Annotated in this window: 14 protein-coding genes; 8 read left to right on the forward strand and 6 right to left on the reverse strand. The window is 55.2% G+C overall.

The window, feature by feature from the left end:
- Positions 1-135 precede the first annotated feature (135 nt).
- Positions 136-588: an acetyltransferase gene (locus tag ABOC97_RS20425; RefSeq protein ID WP_349601302.1), complete on the reverse strand. Its 453-nt coding sequence runs from the start codon at positions 586-588 to the stop codon at positions 136-138.
- Positions 589-747: 159 nt separating this feature from the next.
- On the opposite strand from ABOC97_RS20425, the gene metA reads away from it, so the two are divergent.
- The 4 genes from metA to aceK all read left to right on the forward strand — a co-directional run bounded on the left by metA (position 748) and on the right by aceK (position 6,737).
- On the forward strand, positions 748-1,677 hold the full coding sequence (metA, locus tag ABOC97_RS20430) for a homoserine O-acetyltransferase MetA (RefSeq protein WP_349601304.1): 930 nt from the start codon (positions 748-750) through the stop codon (positions 1,675-1,677).
- Positions 1,678-1,949: 272 nt separating this feature from the next.
- Positions 1,950-3,551 carry a malate synthase A gene (gene aceB / locus ABOC97_RS20435; RefSeq protein WP_349601306.1) on the forward strand — a complete coding sequence of 534 codons (1,602 nt, stop codon included), beginning with the start codon at positions 1,950-1,952 and terminating at the stop codon, positions 3,549-3,551.
- Between the two features lie 31 nt (positions 3,552-3,582).
- Positions 3,583-4,887 (forward strand): isocitrate lyase, encoded by a 1,305-nt coding sequence (gene aceA, locus ABOC97_RS20440; RefSeq protein ID WP_349601308.1) that lies wholly within the window; start codon positions 3,583-3,585, stop codon positions 4,885-4,887.
- Between the two features lie 92 nt (positions 4,888-4,979).
- A complete protein-coding gene (gene aceK, locus ABOC97_RS20445) occupies positions 4,980-6,737 on the forward strand; it encodes a bifunctional isocitrate dehydrogenase kinase/phosphatase (RefSeq protein ID WP_349601310.1) in 1,758 nt (585 codons plus the stop codon).
- Here the strand turns inward: aceK and ABOC97_RS20450 are convergent.
- Complete coding sequence (locus ABOC97_RS20450) at positions 6,695-7,108, reverse strand: ASCH domain-containing protein (protein ID WP_349601312.1); 414 nt, start codon at positions 7,106-7,108, stop codon at positions 6,695-6,697. The genes aceK and ABOC97_RS20450 overlap by 43 nt on opposite strands.
- A gap of 10 nt (positions 7,109-7,118) precedes the next feature.
- Positions 7,119-7,943, reverse strand: coding sequence for a glyoxylate bypass operon transcriptional repressor IclR (gene iclR, locus ABOC97_RS20455; RefSeq protein WP_349601314.1), 825 nt, complete (start codon positions 7,941-7,943; stop codon positions 7,119-7,121).
- Positions 7,944-8,138: 195 nt separating this feature from the next.
- Between iclR and metH the strand changes: the two genes are divergently transcribed.
- Both metH and ABOC97_RS20465 read left to right on the forward strand, forming a co-directional pair.
- Positions 8,139-11,822 carry a methionine synthase gene (metH, locus tag ABOC97_RS20460; protein ID WP_349601316.1) on the forward strand — a complete coding sequence of 1,228 codons (3,684 nt, stop codon included), beginning with the start codon at positions 8,139-8,141 and terminating at the stop codon, positions 11,820-11,822.
- 153 nt (positions 11,823-11,975) lie between these two features.
- A complete protein-coding gene (locus ABOC97_RS20465) occupies positions 11,976-13,607 on the forward strand; it encodes a Na/Pi cotransporter family protein (RefSeq protein WP_349601318.1) in 1,632 nt (543 codons plus the stop codon).
- Positions 13,608-13,736: 129 nt separating this feature from the next.
- On the opposite strand, the gene pepE is transcribed toward ABOC97_RS20465, so the two are convergent.
- Positions 13,737-14,426, reverse strand: coding sequence for a dipeptidase PepE (pepE, locus tag ABOC97_RS20470; RefSeq protein ID WP_349601320.1), 690 nt, complete (start codon positions 14,424-14,426; stop codon positions 13,737-13,739).
- 182 nt (positions 14,427-14,608) lie between these two features.
- On the opposite strand from pepE, the gene ABOC97_RS20475 reads away from it, so the two are divergent.
- Complete coding sequence (locus tag ABOC97_RS20475) at positions 14,609-14,902, forward strand: type II toxin-antitoxin system CcdA family antitoxin (RefSeq protein ID WP_349601322.1); 294 nt, start codon at positions 14,609-14,611, stop codon at positions 14,900-14,902.
- A complete protein-coding gene (locus tag ABOC97_RS20480) occupies positions 14,902-15,216 on the forward strand; it encodes a CcdB family protein (protein ID WP_349601324.1) in 315 nt (104 codons plus the stop codon). Before ABOC97_RS20475 ends, ABOC97_RS20480 begins: the two co-directional genes overlap by 1 nt.
- A gap of 26 nt (positions 15,217-15,242) precedes the next feature.
- Here ABOC97_RS20480 and ABOC97_RS20485 read toward each other — a convergent pair whose 3' ends face one another.
- Together ABOC97_RS20485 and ABOC97_RS20490 are read right to left on the reverse strand one after the other, a co-directional pair.
- Complete coding sequence (locus ABOC97_RS20485; protein ID WP_349601388.1) at positions 15,243-16,055, reverse strand: shikimate 5-dehydrogenase; 813 nt, start codon at positions 16,053-16,055, stop codon at positions 15,243-15,245.
- A 20-nt stretch (positions 16,056-16,075) separates the two neighbouring features.
- A complete protein-coding gene (locus ABOC97_RS20490; RefSeq protein ID WP_349601326.1) occupies positions 16,076-16,999 on the reverse strand; it encodes a sugar-binding transcriptional regulator in 924 nt (307 codons plus the stop codon).
- Between the last annotated feature and the right edge of the window lie 200 nt (positions 17,000-17,199).

The raw sequence follows: 17,199 nt of genomic DNA on the forward strand, positions 1-17,199 counted from the left end.
TGTGGGGTCTCCCCATGCGAGAGTAGGGAACTGCCAGGCATCAAATAAAGCGAAGAGCCCAGTCGGAAGACTGGGCTTTTTTGCGTCTGTGCAGTAGTAAAAAGCCGATCATAAGGTACAGATCGGCGAATATTTTTAAGCTGTTTCGCCCAAATTCCCTTCATAACGTAGATGCAGTAACGGATACGGCCGGCCATGATCGTCTGTTGCAGAGCGTCCGTGAACGACAAACCCCATCTTCTGATAAAACCCAACCGCCTGGCTATTCTGCTCATTCACATCGGTAGTCAGATCGGGAATTAACGACAGCGCATACCTGACCAACTCTCTCCCTACGCCCATTCCCCTGGCATCAGGATCGACAAACAGCGCCTCCAGGTGATGTTCCGACAGCAACATAAATGCGATCGGTGCATCCGCATCATTTACCGCTACCCATAATGGTGCTTCGGGGAGAAATCCCCGTACCTGAACTTCAATCTCAGCTCGGTCCTGTGCCGAAAGAAAGTCATGCGTCGCATCGACAGCGCGGCACCAGATAGCAATTAATCGTTCGCCTTCATGGCGTTGTGAACGTCTGATGATCATTATTCAGCTTCCTTAAGAATCGTTTCCGCATTATAACGTAGAGGTGATTGAAACTTTCTCACCTTCCACATGCAGGCTCGACATTTTACTTAATTCTGGGTATCGTTAGGTGTCTGGAAGTCTAAACGTTTATACGTATGTTGTGAGGTAAATAAGGTTATGCCGATTCGGGTGCAGGACGAGCTACCAGCCGTCAAGTTTTTGCGTGATGAGAACGTCTTCGTGATGACGGCGTCGCGTGCAACAGGTCAGGAGATTCGTCCGTTAAAGGTGCTGATCCTTAACCTGATGCCGAAGAAAATTGAGACAGAAAATCAGTTCCTACGCCTGCTGTCGAATTCTCCGCTGCAGCTGGATATCCAGTTGCTACGCATCGATGCCCGCGAGTCGCGTAACACGCCGACGGAGCATCTTAATAACTTTTACTGCAATTTCGACGATATTCGCCACGAAAACTTCGATGGATTGATCGTTACCGGCGCGCCGTTGGGGCTGGTTGAATTTAATGATGTCGCCTATTGGCCGCAGATCCAGCAGGTGCTGGAGTGGGCGAAAGACCACGTCACCTCGACGTTGTTTGTCTGTTGGGCGGTACAGGCCGCGCTAAATATTCTCTACGGAATTCCAAAACAGACCCGCAACGACAAACTCTCCGGCGTTTATGAGCACCACATTCTTCACCCACACGCTCTTCTAACGCGTGGTTTTGATGACGCTTTCCTTGCCCCACACTCGCGTTATGCTGATTTCCCGGCAAAACTGATTCGTGACTATACCGATCTCGAAATCCTCGCCGAAACGGCCGATGGAGATGCCTACCTGTTTGCCAGCAAAGACAAGCGTATTGCCTTTGTCACTGGTCATCCAGAGTATGATGCCCACACGCTGGCGAGTGAATTTTTCCGCGATGTGGAAGCCGGTTTAAGCCCGGAAGTGCCATACAACTATTTCCCCAAAGATGACCCACAAAATAAACCGCATGCTACCTGGCGCAGCCATGGCAATCTGCTGTTTGCTAACTGGCTCAACTACTATGTCTACCAAATCACACCATACGATCTGCGGAATATGAATCCAACGCTGGATTGATCGACTACCCCTTACGATCCTAAAGCGTTTCAGCATCCTCAATCAGGCACCTTCGGGTGCCTTTTTTGTTTCCGAAAGCCACCCCAGTAAGCAATTAATTTTTAATTGCATAATAATCAATGAATTACATTTATTTTTAATTAAAAATGGAAATCGTTTTTGATTTTTTAATTTTATTGATTAGGCTTAAACACGTTGGGCGAAAAAAACGACAACGATCGTTAGCCCATCTTTTCGGGACACTATTCGGATCATTAACGAGGAGCTGCAGCATGACACAACAGGCCACAACAACCGATGAACTGGCTTTTCTGAAGCCCTATGGCGAGCAGGAACAGCAGGTTCTGACTGCGGAAGCGGTGGAGTTTCTGACCGAACTGGTGACCCGATTTACGCCGAAACGCAATAAGCTGCTCGCCGCACGCATTCAGCAACAGCAGGATATCGACGACGGAAAACTGCCTGGATTTATTTCGGAAACCGCTTCCATTCGTGAAGGAAGCTGGACCGTCCGTGGTATTCCCGCTGATTTACAGGATCGTCGTGTGGAAATTACCGGCCCTGTTGAGCGCAAAATGGTGATTAACGCCATGAATGCCAACGTCAAAGTCTTTATGGCTGACTTTGAAGACTCGCTGGCGCCAGACTGGAATAAAGTCATCGAAGGGCAAATCAACCTGCGCGATGCGGTCAACGGCACCATCAACTACACCAACGACGCGGGCAAAATTTACCAGCTCAAACCAGACCCGGCGGTACTGGTTTGCCGTGTGCGCGGCCTGCATTTGCCGGAAAAACACGTCACCTGGCGTGGCGAAGCGATCCCGGGCAGCCTGTTTGATTTCGCGCTCTACTTCTTCCACAACCATAAGGCTCTGCTGGCGAAAGGCAGCGGCCCCTACTTCTACCTGCCGAAAACACAGGCCTGGCAGGAAGCGGCCTGGTGGAACGATGTGTTTTGCTACGCCGAAGACCGTTTTGACCTGCCGCGCGGCACTATCAAGGCGACGCTGCTGATCGAAACGCTGCCAGCCGTCTTCCAGATGGATGAAATTCTGCATGCTCTGCGTGACCATATTGTCGGTCTGAACTGTGGCCGCTGGGATTACATCTTCAGCTATATCAAAACCCTGAAAAACCACCCGGATCGCGTACTGCCCGATCGCCAGGTGGTGACGATGGATAAAGCCTTCCTCAGCGCCTATTCGCGTCTGCTGATTAAAACCTGCCACAAGCGCGGCGCGTTTGCGATGGGCGGTATGGCGGCGTTTATCCCAAGCAAAGATGCCGAACGCAATGAGCAGGTGCTGAACAAAGTCAAAGCGGACAAATCGCTGGAAGCTAACAACGGTCACGACGGCACCTGGGTTGCCCACCCTGGCTTAGCTGATACGGCGATGGCGGTGTTTAACGAAGTATTGGGTTCACGCCCCAACCAGCTGAACGTCTCGCGCGCCGATGATGCGCCGATTACCCCCGAACAGTTGCTGACACCGTGTGACGGTGAGCGTACCGAAGAGGGGATGCGTGCCAATATCCGCGTCGCCGTGCAGTACATCGAAGCGTGGATCTCCGGCAACGGCTGCGTACCGATTTATGGCCTGATGGAGGACGCCGCGACGGCGGAAATCTCCCGCACCTCTATCTGGCAGTGGATACACCATCAGAAAACGCTGAGCAACGGTAAGCCGGTGACCAAACCGCTGTTCCGTCAGATGCTGGCCGAAGAGCTGCTGGTTATCAAAAACGAGCTGGGCGATACCCGCTTTAACGGCGGCCGTTTCGATGATGCCGCGCGTCTGATGGAGCAAATCACCACCTCTGATGAACTGATCGACTTCCTGACTCTGCCAGGCTACCGCCTGTTGGCTTAATTCACCACATAACAAAATGGAGCATCTGCACATGAAAACCCGTACTCAACAAATCGAAGAATTACAACAAGAATGGACGCAGCCTCGTTGGGAAGGCATCAAACGCCCGTACAGCGCGGAAGAAGTGGTGAAATTACGCGGCTCGGTTAAACCGGAGCACACTCTGGCGCAGCTGGGTGCGGCTAAAATGTGGCGACTGCTGCACGGCGAGTCCAAAAAGGGCTACGTGAATAGCCTGGGCGCACTCACCGGTGGCCAAGCGTTGCAGCAGGCAAAGGCAGGGATTGAAGCGATTTATCTCTCCGGTTGGCAGGTGGCGGCGGACGCGAACCTGGCATCCAGCATGTACCCGGATCAATCACTCTACCCGGCGAACTCGGTGCCGGCGGTGGTGGATCGGATCAACAACTCTTTCAGCCGCGCCGATCAGATCCAGTGGGCGAATGGGATCGAGCCGAACGATCCGCGCTATGTGGACTATTTCCTGCCGATCGTGGCCGATGCGGAAGCGGGTTTTGGCGGCGTACTGAATGCTTTTGAACTGATGAAATCGATGATTGCGGCCGGTGCAGCGGCGGTACACTTTGAAGATCAGCTGGCGTCGGTGAAGAAGTGCGGTCACATGGGCGGCAAAGTGCTGGTACCAACTCAGGAAGCGATTCAGAAACTGGTGGCAGCGCGCCTGGCGGCCGACGTCATGGGCGTTCCAACGCTGCTGATTGCGCGTACCGACGCGGATGCAGCCGACTTAATTACCTCCGACTGCGACCCTTATGACAGCGGCTTTATCACCGGTGAGCGTACCAGCGAAGGTTTCTACCGTACCCAGGCGGGGATTGAACAAGCGATTAGCCGCGGCCTGGCGTATGCCCCGTATGCCGATCTCGTGTGGTGTGAAACCTCGACGCCTGACCTGGAACTGGCTAAGCGCTTTGCTGATGCTATCCACGCGAAATACCCGGGCAAACTTCTGGCTTACAACTGCTCGCCATCGTTCAACTGGCAGAAAAAGCTGGATGACAAAACCATTGCCAGCTTCCAGCAGCAGCTGTCCGACATGGGCTACAAATACCAGTTCATCACCCTGGCGGGTATTCACAGCATGTGGTTCAACATGTTCGATCTGGCGCACTCGTACGCGCAAGGTGAAGGCATGAAGCACTATGTTGAGAAGGTTCAGCAGCCAGAGTTCGCGGCGGCAAAAGATGGCTATACCTTTGTTTCTCACCAGCAGGAAGTGGGCACCGGCTACTTCGATAAGGTCACTACAATTATTCAGGGCGGTGCCTCTTCAGTGACGGCGCTGACTGGATCGACGGAAGAGTCGCAGTTCTGATGGTTGCCGGATGGCGCTTGCGCTTATCCGGCCTACATAATCGAGTAGGCCGGATAAGGCGTAATCCGCCATCTGGCAAATGAGGGTGAAAGATGTCGCGTGGTCTGGAATTACTGATTGCTCAAACCATCCTGCAAGGTTTTGACGCGCAGTATGGGCGATTTTTGGAAGTCACTTCCGGCGCGCAGCAGCGTTTTGAACAGGCCGACTGGCATGCAGTACAGCAGGCGATGAAAAGTCGTATCCATCTGTACGACCATCACGTGGGGTTGGTGGTTGAACAGCTGCGCTGCATTACCGACGGCAAAAGTACCGATGCCGATTTTCTGCTGCGGGTAAAAGCACAGTACACGCGGCTGTTACCTGATTACCCACGCTTCGAGATTGCGGAGAGCTTTTTCAACTCCGTCTATTGCCGGTTATTTGACCACCGCTCGCTTAGTCCTGAGCGGTTGTTTATTTTCAGCTCGCAGCCCGAGCGCCGTTTTCGCGCCATTCCCCGACCGCTGGCAAAAGATTTCTTCCCGGAACACGGCTGGGAGGCGGTGATCTTTAAAATGCTCAGCGACCTGCCGTTACGCCTGCCCTGGCAGAATAAGTTTCGCGACGTGGGCTACATCATGGCGCATCTGAGTGAAACGCTGGACACGGAAACGCTGCGTCACTCGCATCTGCAGATCAATAACGAATTGTTTTATCGCAATAAGGCCGCCTGGCTGATCGGCAAGCTGATCACACCCAATGCCACGCTGCCGTTTCTGATCCCGATTCATCGCACCGATGAAGGCGAGCTGTTCGTCGATACCTGCCTTACCACCACGGAAGAGGCGAGTATCGTGTTTGGCTTTGCCCGCTCTTACTTTATGGTTTACGCCCCGCTGCCGGCTGCGCTGGTTGAGTGGCTGCGGGACATTCTCCCGGGCAAAACCACCGCTGAGCTGTATATGGCGATTGGCTGCCAGAAACATGCCAAAACCGAAAGCTACCGCGAGTATCTGCACTACATTGCCAACGCCAATGAGCCGTTTATTGAAGCGCCGGGCATTCGTGGCATGGTGATGCTGGTATTCACGTTGCCGGGTTTTGACCGGGTGTTTAAAGTTATCAAAGACAAATTTGCGCCACAAAAGGAAATGTCTGCCGCCCACGTTCGCGCCTGCTATCAACTGGTGAAGGAGCACGACCGCGTCGGGCGCATGGCTGATACCCAGGAATTTGAAAATTTCGTGCTGGATAAACGACAAATTTCTCCGGCGCTGATGGCGTTGTTATTACAGGAAGCTCCGGAGAAAATCGTCGATATGGGGGATAAAATCGCCATTAGCCACCTCTATATCGAGCGACGGATGGTGCCGCTCAATATCTGGCTGGAGCGCGTGGAAGGCCAGCAGCTGCGCGATGCTATCGAAGAGTACGGCAACGCCATCCGCCAGCTGGCTGCCGCCAATATTTTCCCCGGCGATATGCTGTTTAAAAACTTTGGCGTCACCCGACACGGGCGCGTGGTGTTCTACGATTACGATGAAATTTGCTACATGACGGAGGTGAATTTCCGCCATATTCCGCCGCCGCGTTACCCGGAAGATGAGCTGTCCAGCGAGCCGTGGTACAGCGTCTCGCCCGGTGATGTGTTCCCGGAAGAGTTTCGCCACTGGCTGTGCGCCGACCCGCGTATTGGGCCGCTGTTTGAGGAAATGCACGCGGACTTATTCAGCGCCGACTACTGGCGCGGCCTGCAAACACGCATCAAAAATGGCCACGTGGAGGATGTTTACGCCTACCGCCGCCGTCAGCGGTTTAGCGTGCGCTACTCGGCGCTGGCGGTTTCGATGACCGCAAATTCTTCGTAGATGAGTTCCATATCCGGCGACCAGCTGCCTTCGCGTTCGAAGAAGGCCTGATGCGCCGATTGCCAGTAGGCGAGACTCAAATCCCCTTCACCTTCCAGCGCAGCCAGCGCCGGGCTCATTTCATTAAACCGAATGAGCCTGATGGCCAGCGTGCGGATCACACACACCGCTTCTCCGCTGCCGTTGAGAACGATATGGTAGGTGCCCGGCGTTAAACGCGGCTCTTCTTTTTGGTAACTGGCAAACGAGCCGCAGGTGCCGGTTTTCTTCCCGGCGACTACCAGTGCGGCCAATTCGTCGGCCAGCTCGGGGGAGTCGCCAAACGACCAGCACCACGCCTGGGGATATTTCTCCTGCCAGGCGGATTTCATATCGCGCATCTTAACGCAGCCCGCCATATGCCAGCGTCACCTCTTTCGCGGCCTTAATCACCATCGCGCCAAACTCGGTCACGCGGTCATCGGTGATACGCGAAATTGGCCCGGAAATGGAAATTGCTGCAAACGGTTCGCGGTGCTCGTCGTAAATGCACGATGCCACGCAGCGCAGCCCGAGCGCATGTTCTTCGTCATCAAACGAATAGCCGCGTTTGCGCGTCTGAGCCAGATCGTCCTTCAGATGCAGCGGTGACACCAGCGTGGCATGGGTATAGGCATGCAGCCCCTTACGGTGCAGCAGGCCGGTCACTTGTTCTTCACTCAGTTGCGATAAGAAGGCTTTACCCGCGCCGGACGCATGCATCGGCAGCTTGCCGCCAATCGGCGCGGACATACGCATCAGCTGGGTACACTGGACCTGGTCGATGATAATCGCCTGATGATCGCTCTTATCCAGCACCGCCAGATTGACCGTCTCACCGGAGTCTTCCATCAGCTGGCGTAAAATCGGGTGGACAATCGCCAGCAGATTGCGGCTTTGCAGGAAGCTGCTGCCGACGATAAACGCATGCGCGCCCACCGCCCAGTGCCCTAAATCCCCCACCTGACGGACAAAGCCTAGCTGCTGCATGGTAGTGAGCAAGCGGTGGGTGGTGGAGTTCGGTAACCCGGCCTGCTGTGCCAGTTCGGTCAGTGCGACGCTATTGTGAGATTCGGCAATCCATTCCAGCAGCTTCAGGCCACGGGTGAGGGATTGCACTTGGCCCGTCGCGGGTGCGGCGGTAGCGGCGGGCTTTCTGCCGCGTTTAGCAGGAACGTTGGCAACCATCGCAACTCCTTTCTGTATCGTGGAAATTGTTTTCGTTTTTATTGATTATAATACAACCGTTCAGATTACTGCTCCGATGAGTCATGTTGAACATGTCTCATGTAGGCGGTTGTTTTCTTTTCCGCCACCCCGGTTTATGCCAGTATGCCTTATTACCTTTTTTCTGGGTTTCGTTGAGCGTTGTCGGGAGTGTCTGTGAGCAGCAAAGTGGAGCAACTGCGTGCGCAGTTAAATGAACGTATTCTGGTTCTGGACGGGGGCATGGGCACCATGATCCAGAGCTATCGTCTGAGCGAACAGGACTTCCGCGGTGAGCGTTTCGCCGACTGGCCCTGCGATCTGAAGGGTAATAACGACCTGTTGGTGCTCAGCAAGTCAGAGGTGATTGGGGCTATCCATAGCGCTTACTTTGAAGCGGGTGCGGATATCATTGAAACCAACACCTTCAACTCCACGACGATTGCGATGGCGGATTACCAGATGGAATCCCTGTCGGCGGAAATCAACTTTGCGGCGGCAAAACTGGCGCGCGCCTGCGCCGATGAGTGGACGGCACGTACGCCGAACAAACCGCGCTATGTTGCGGGCGTGCTCGGCCCCACTAACCGCACCGCCTCAATCTCTCCGGACGTCAACGACCCGGCTTATCGTAACGTCACCTTCGATCAGCTGGTGGCCGCCTATCGCGAGTCCACCAAAGCGCTGGTGGAGGGCGGTAGCGACCTGATCCTGATTGAAACCGTCTTCGATACCCTCAACGCCAAAGCGGCAATCTTCGCGGTGAAAGAAGAGTTTGAAGCGCTGGGCGTGGATTTGCCGATCATGATTTCCGGCACCATCACCGATGCCTCCGGGCGTACGCTCTCCGGTCAGACGACCGAAGCGTTCTATAACTCGCTGCGCCACGCCGACGCGCTGACCTTTGGCCTGAACTGTGCCTTAGGCCCGGATGAGCTGCGCCAGTACGTGCAGGAGCTGTCGCGTATTGCCGAGTGCTACGTTACCGCGCACCCGAACGCCGGGCTGCCAAATGCCTTCGGCGAATACGATCTTGACGCTGACACCATGGCGACGCAGATTCGCGAATGGGCTGAAGCCGGGTTCCTCAACGTTGTTGGCGGCTGCTGCGGCACCACCCCAGAACACATTGCTGCCATGAGCCGCGCGGTGGAAGGTCTTCCACCACGTAAGCTACCAGAATTGCCGGTTGCCTGCCGTCTGTCCGGCCTTGAACCGCTGAATATCGGCGATGACAGCCTGTTTGTGAACGTCGGTGAACGTACCAACGTCACCGGTTCGGCCAAGTTCAAACGCCTGATCAAAGAAGAAAAATATAACGAAGCGCTGGCTGTCGCCCGCCAGCAGGTGGAAAGCGGTGCGCAGATTATCGATATCAACATGGATGAAGGGATGCTCGACGCTGAAGCGGCGATGGTGCGTTTCCTCAATCTGATTGCCGGTGAGCCGGACATTGCCCGCGTGCCGATTATGATCGACTCCTCGAAGTGGGACGTTATCGAGAAAGGCCTGAAGTGCATTCAGGGCAAAGGCATCGTCAACTCAATTTCGATGAAAGAGGGCATTGAACCGTTTATCGAGCACGCGAAAAAGGTGCGTCGCTACGGCGCTGCCGTGGTGGTGATGGCGTTCGACGAAGTGGGCCAGGCCGATACCCGCGAGCGCAAAATCGAAATTTGCCGCCGCGCTTACAACATTCTGACCAAAGAAGTCGGCTTCCCGCCGGAAGATATCATCTTCGACCCGAATATCTTTGCCGTGGCGACCGGGATTGAAGAGCACAACAACTACGCGCAGGACTTTATCGGTGCCTGTGAAGACATTAAACGCGAACTGCCGCATGCGTTGATTTCCGGCGGCGTCTCTAACGTCTCCTTCTCGTTCCGTGGCAATGACCCGGTGCGTGAAGCCATCCACGCGGTGTTCCTCTACTACGCCATTCGCAACGGCATGGACATGGGGATCGTCAACGCCGGGCAACTGGCGATTTATGACGATTTGCCAGCCGAGCTGCGCGATGCGGTAGAAGACGTGGTCCTCAACCGTCGCGATGACGGCACCGAGCGTTTGCTGGATCTGGCTGAGAAATATCGCGGCAGCAAAACTGACGATACCGCCAACGCCCAGCAGGCGGAGTGGCGCAGCTGGGACGTGAAAAAACGCCTTGAATACTCGCTGGTGAAAGGCATTACCGAGTTTATTGAACAAGATACCGAAGAGGCGCGTCAGCAGGCCGAACGTCCAATACAGGTCATCGAAGGGCCGCTGATGGACGGCATGAACGTGGTCGGCGATCTGTTTGGTGAGGGTAAAATGTTCCTGCCGCAGGTGGTGAAATCGGCCCGCGTAATGAAGCAGGCGGTGGCCTACCTCGAACCGTATATCGAAGCCAGTAAAGAGAAAGGCTCCAGCAACGGCAAGATGGTGATTGCGACGGTGAAAGGCGACGTTCACGACATCGGCAAAAACATCGTCGGCGTGGTGCTGCAGTGCAACAACTACGAAATCATCGATCTCGGCGTGATGGTGCCAGCGGATAAAATCCTCAAAACCGCGCGCGAAGTGAATGCCGATCTGATTGGCCTTTCCGGGCTGATTACTCCGTCGCTGGACGAAATGGTCAACGTGGCGAAAGAGATGGAGCGTCAGGGCTTTTCCATCCCGCTGCTGATTGGCGGCGCAACCACTTCAAAAGCGCACACGGCGGTGAAAATCGAGCAGAACTACAGCGGCCCAACGGTCTATGTGCAAAACGCTTCGCGTACCGTGGGCGTGGTCGCCGCGCTGCTGTCCGATACGCAGCATGACGATTTCGTCGCCCGAACCCGTAAAGAGTACGAAACCGTGCGTATCCAGCACGGGCGTAAGAAACCGCGAACCCCGCCGGTCACGCTGGCTGCCGCGCGCGAGAACGATCTGGCGTTTGACTGGGAAAATTACACTCCGCCGGTGGCGCACCGTTTGGGTGTCCAGGAAGTGGAAGCCAGCATCGAAACCCTGCGTAACTACATCGACTGGACGCCGTTCTTTATGACCTGGTCGCTGGCCGGTAAATATCCGCGCATCCTGGAAGACGAGGTGGTGGGCGAAGAGGCTAAGCGCCTGTTTAAAGACGCTAACGACATGCTGGATAAGCTGAGTGCGGAGAAATTGCTGAACCCGCGCGGCGTGGTAGGACTGTTCCCAGCCAACCGCGTCGGCGACGACGTGGAAATTTACCGCGATGAGACGCGCACCCATGTACTGACCGTCAGCCGTCACCTGCGCCAGCAGACCGAAAAAGTCGGTTTTGCTAACTACTGTCTGTCTGACTTTGTGGCACCTAAGACATCCGGCAAAGCCGACTATATCGGCGCCTTCGCGGTCACCGGCGGTCTGGAAGAAGATACCCTGGCCGATGCTTTCGAAGCTCAGCACGATGATTACAACAAAATCATGGTGAAGGCGCTTTCTGACCGTCTGGCAGAAGCGTTCGCCGAGTATCTTCATGAGCGCGTGCGTAAGGTTTACTGGGGCTATGCGCCGAATGAAAACCTGAGCAACGAAGAGCTAATCCGCGAAAACTACCAGGGGATTCGCCCGGCGCCGGGCTACCCGGCCTGTCCGGAACACACCGAAAAAGGCACTATCTGGGAGCTTCTGGACGTGGAAACCCACACCGGAATGAAGCTGACCGAATCCTTCGCTATGTGGCCTGGCGCGTCGGTTTCCGGCTGGTACTTCAGTCACCCGGATAGCAAGTACTACGCGGTGGCGCAGATTCAGCGCGATCAGGTTGAGGATTACGCCCTCCGCAAAGGAATGAGCGTGACGGAAGTGGAGCGCTGGCTAGCGCCGAACCTCGGGTACGATGCTGACTAATTCACAAAACCGTCATCTTTCCTTACAACTAACAGGGCGCTCAATGAGCGCCCTGTCTCTTTATTGTGCGTAAACCCTTATACTGAAAAGACCTGGGGTCATTGCAGGCCTGATGATTTCAGGAACAAATAACGATAAGGAGAACCGGATTCTGTGTTAACTCTGCTACATCTGCTTTCTGCCGTCGCCCTATTGGTATGGGGCACCCACATTGTTCGTACCGGGGTGATGCGCGTCTTTGGCGCCCGCCTGCGTACCGTTCTCAGCCGCAGCGTTGAGAAAAAGCCGCTCGCCTTCTGCGCGGGCATTGGCGTCACCGCGCTGGTTCAGAGCAGCAACGCTACCACCATGCTGGTGACATCCTTTGTCGCCCAGGACCTTGTTGCCCTGACGCCTGCACTGGTAATTGTGCTCGGCGCCGATGTGGGTACCGCGCTGATGGCGCGTATTCTGACCTTCGATCTCTCCTGGCTGTCGCCGCTGTTGATTTTTATCGGCGTCACTTTCTTCCTTGGTCGCAAACAGACGCGAGAGGGCCAGCTTGGCCGCGTGGGGATTGGTCTCGGTCTTATCCTGCTGGCGCTGGAGCTGATTGTGCAGGCGGTCACGCCGATGACCCAGGCCAACGGCGTACAGGTTATCTTTGCCTCGCTGACCGGCGATATTCTTTTGGATGCACTGATTGGTGCCGTATTCGCGATAATCAGCTACTCCAGCCTGGCGGCGGTGCTGTTAACCGCCACGCTGACCACCACGGGCGTTATCTCGTTCCCGGTCGCGCTGTGTCTGGTGATTGGCGCTAACCTTGGCTCCGGCCTGCTGGCGATGCTCAATAACAGCGCCGCCAACGCCTCAGCCCGCCGCGTGGCGCTCGGTAGCCTGCTGTTTAAGCTGGTGGGTAGCCTGCTGATCCTGCCGTTTGTTCATGTGCTGGCAACGACGCTGCAAAAGTTACCGCTGCCGGAATCCGAGCTGGTTATCTACTTCCACGTCTTCTACAACCTGATCCGCTGCGTGGCGATGGTGCCGTTTGCCGAGCCGATGGCACGCTTATGCAAACGTCTGATTCGCGACGAACCTGAGCTTGATGCGCACCTGAAGCCAAAGCATCTCGATGTGACCGCGCTGGATACTCCTACGCTGGCATTAGCCAACGCCGCGCGCGAAACGCTGCGTATCGGTGACGCGACGGAACAGATGCTGGATGGCTTAAAAAAGGTGATGAACGGCGAGCCGCGCGAAGAGAAAAATCTGCGTAAACAGGCCGATGACATCAACGTGCTCTATACCGCTATCAAACTGTATCTGGCGCGGATGCCGAAAGATGAGCTGGCGGAAGAAGAGTCCCGGCGCTGGGCGGAAATTATCGAAATGTCGCTCAACCTTGAGCAGGCATCGGACATTGTCGAACGTATGGGCAGTGAGATCGCGGATAAATCGCTGGCGGCCCGTCGCGCGTTCTCGGTGGAAGGCTTAAAAGAGCTGGACGCGCTCCATGAACTGTTGCTGAGCAATCTGCAGCTGGCGATGTCGGTGTTCTTCTCCGGTGATGTGACCAGCGCGCGCCGACTGCGCCGCAGCAAACACCGTTTCCGCATCATGAACCGCCGCTATGCCCACGCACACGTTGATCGTCTGCATCAGCAAAACGTACAGAGCATTGAAACCAGTACGCTGCACCTGGCTTTGCTGGGCGATATGCTGCGTCTGAACTCGTTGTTCTGTTCGGTGGCATACAGCGTGCTGGAGCAGCCGGATGAAGACGACGACCGTGACGATTACTAAGTGACGGGAGACCGTAGGCCGGATAAGGCGTTTACGCCGTCATCCGGCAATGTGCGTCAATACTCCCGATAGTGCGACGCTTATCGGGCCTGCGCGGAGCTGGCGACGATGCCAGCCTCGCGGCAGAATTTAAAACTGATGCCCAGCTTCCAGTGCGACCGCTTCTTCACCGGCTTTAAACACGTACGTCGTGTTCGGCCCGCCGAGCGTGGCGTGTCCCTGCGCCACCTGAATCCAGTTGCCTTCCGGCAGACCAATAACCGTTAACTCCGGCGCCACCACCAGCAGTTCGCGAATGCGCTGCTCGCGGGTTTCGCCCTTATGCCCTTCCGGCAGGGCATTGGTGAAGTGCGGGTTAATCTGCAGCGGGAACAGACCCAGCGCATCAAAGCCTTTTGGATCGACAATTGGCATGTCGTTAGTGGTGCGAATGGTTGGACAGGCAAGGTTTGCCCCAGCGCTCCAGCCGATGTACAGCGCACCGCGTTTGACTACATCAACAATCGGTGCCAGCAGACCGCGCTCACGGCTCTCTTTGAGCAGTTGGAACGTATTGCCGCCGCCGACGATAACCAGTTCGGCGTTTTCAATGGCTGCGACGGGATCGGCGACAGTATGAATACCGGTCACCGTGACGCCCAGCGGTGCAAAAACGGCGGCAGTTTTCGCGGTGTACTCGTCCCAGGTCTGCGTGACGCCTGCAAACGGAATAAACACCGCAGAGCGGCGGCCGTTCAGCTGTGAGGCAATCAGCGGCATCGCGTGTTCCATCCAGGCTTTGCCCGGCAGCGTCGAGTTACTCAGCAATAGCAGTTCCATGGTTTATCCCTTTAATGAAAAAATAATCAGTCAGGGCAAGATGTTATCACTCTACGTCTGATGGCTCACTGATGGGGTTCACGATGTTGCGGAATGCTGCTCGCAGGAATGACTTGTCGAGCATGACAGCGGTGGCTTTGGCAGTTAATTTCTCTCTACCTTCACAGAGTCAGGAATAGGAAATGCTCGCTTATTACGCTAATCTCAGACAAACTATGCGCATTACAATGGGGGTTATCATGCGCGCGATGTCGAATGCTAAAAAGTCCGTGAATGTCTCTCTGGCGCCGGAAATTCTGGAAGAGGCCCGTAAGCTGAAAATTAACTTGTCGGCGGTGTTAACCGAGGCGTTGTTGGAAAAGTTTCGTGAAAATCAACGCGAAGTGTGGCTGCGGGACAACGAGAAAGCCATTGAGTCCGTTAACCAATGGGTTGATGAAAACGGTTCGTTCAGTGATTTTCAGCGGTCGTTCTAATGGAACAGTTCTGTGCTTATGAGAATATCGGTAGCGGGAGGAAAGTTTATCCCTACCTGATCAATTTACAGCACCCCATTGCCAATGTGTTACAGCATGTGCTGGTGGCTCCAGCGGTTTCATTAGAACACCTCCCCGGAGATGCACCGGCTAAAATTTGTCCTATCGTGAAGATATCAGGCCAGCCTTATGTCGTTATGACACACATGATGGCTGGAATACCTATCAAAGAACTGGGCGAGCGGGTGTCTGACCTAACATCAGAAAGGGCGAAGCTACGGGATGCGATCGATTTTCTGTTAAACGGGTATTAGAGCGCCGGTTAAGGCGCTCTGGCTGCTTACCCTTCCCGCGCAAACTTCGCCGCTTCAGCAACTAACGCGGCATCTGGCCGCATGCCGGTATACATCACGAACTGTTCAACGGCCTGCAGTGCAATCACTTCTGCTCCGCTGATGGTTTTTTTCCCCAGACGCTGCGCCAGTTTTATCACCGGCGTATCCGGCGGCAGCGCCACCACGTCGAACACCACGCTGGCGCGCTCGATCATCGCTTCACTGAAGGCCAGGCTTTCGCTTTCGTTTCCTCCCGCCATGCCGAGCGGCGTGACGTTAACCAGAATATCTATCCCGCTGGCTTCCGGCTGTGCCTGCCACTGGAAACCATACTGCTGCGCCAGCGCTGTGCCGTTGGCCTCATTACGTGCGGCGATAATCACCTCGCGAAAACCGGCATCGCGGAAGGCGGCAATCACCGCTTTTCCCATGCCGCCGCTGCCGCGGATCATCACGCGAGCGGATGTATCCAGCTGGTGGCTGGCGATCAGACTTTTAACCGCAATATAGTCGGTGTTGAATCCGGTCAGTTTGCCGCCATCGTTGACGATGGTATTCACGGAGTCGATGACGTTGGCCGACGGGTCGATAGCATCGAGAAAGGCCATGCAGCTTTCTTTAAACGGCATAGAGACCGCACAGCCGCGAATGCCAAGGGCACGAACGCCTTTTACCGCCGCTTCAATATCCTGGGTGGTGAAGGCTTTGTAGATGAAATTCAGCCCCAGCTTTTCATAAAGATAGTTATGAAAGCGGGTGCCGAAGTTGCCGGGGCGTCCGGCAAGCGACATGCACAGCTGGGTATCGCGGTTGATCATGGTCATGTCCTCGTCTTGTATTACTGCACTAAATATTCAGCGGTAGCCCGGTCGGTTACCAGGCTGTTGATGTGTTTGCCGCGCAGCGCGCCGAGCAGAGCCGCATATTTTTCCTCACCGTAGGCAATGCCAATGGCGTAACGGGCCTTGCGTAACGTCTCCAGTTCAATGGCGAGCGTCTTTTCCTGCATTGCGGTGTGGACGGGCTGCCCCTCGCTATCAAAGAAGCGTGAACAGATATCACCGGCCACCCGGTGGGCGACCAGGTCATCGCTTTGCTCATTACCGTAGAAAGCCTGCCAGTTTGCGCCGTGGCGGATAGCCGGAGAACCAATGCCAACCAGCGCGATATCCAACTGTTGCCAGTATTCGGCAATGGTTTTGAAGTGTTGAGATTGCATAATGCCGTTGCGAATTGTGGCGTTATCCAGCAGCGCGGGAAAATCAGCGAGATGCGATTCTGCCTTTAACCGGCTTGCCGCGCTGTAGGTGAGGGTGTTGACGTGAAAACGGCTGGGCAGCTTGCCCGCAGGCCCGCCAACTACCGGCACGCACATCAGACGGTGAGGTTGGCTTGCTTGCGACAATTGCTCGACCAGCGCACTCACGCCGCGCCCCCAACCAAATCCAATGACCATTTCTGGCGATAGCAGCCTTTCCACCAGTTGTGCGCCGTACAGCCCCGTTTCGCTTTCCTGCGGTGCGACCACGGCTTCTTTCAGGCCAAACTTCAGCTTGAGCTGTTGCTCCAGCCACAGGCTGTCGTTGTAGTCATAGTTGATGGCGATACTAACAATGCCCAGTTCACGACCACGTTTTAACAAACGGCTGATGGTCGTGCGGTAAATCCCCAGAGTCTGCGCGATCTGCGCTTGCGTCATCTCCTGCTCGTAATAAAGCTGGGCTATTTTCACGATCAGGCGAATATCGTCACTGTTTTCCATCGCGGGGCGGGCTCCTGCACATATGTGCAAAACATAAAAAAGGATTCTTGATCTGGTATATCTCCATCATAGAGCGAGTTCAAGGCTCATTTACCTGAGAAGGGAAGGAACGATGTTGCACATTTGTGCAAGGACCGTCAGATATTGGCACTGATTTTCCGTGGACTCTTTTTCCCCACCGCCAAGGTGAGGTATATTTC

The organism is Kluyvera huaxiensis (genome assembly GCF_040149365.1).
Taxonomy (GTDB): domain Bacteria; phylum Pseudomonadota; class Gammaproteobacteria; order Enterobacterales; family Enterobacteriaceae; genus Kluyvera; species Kluyvera intermedia_A.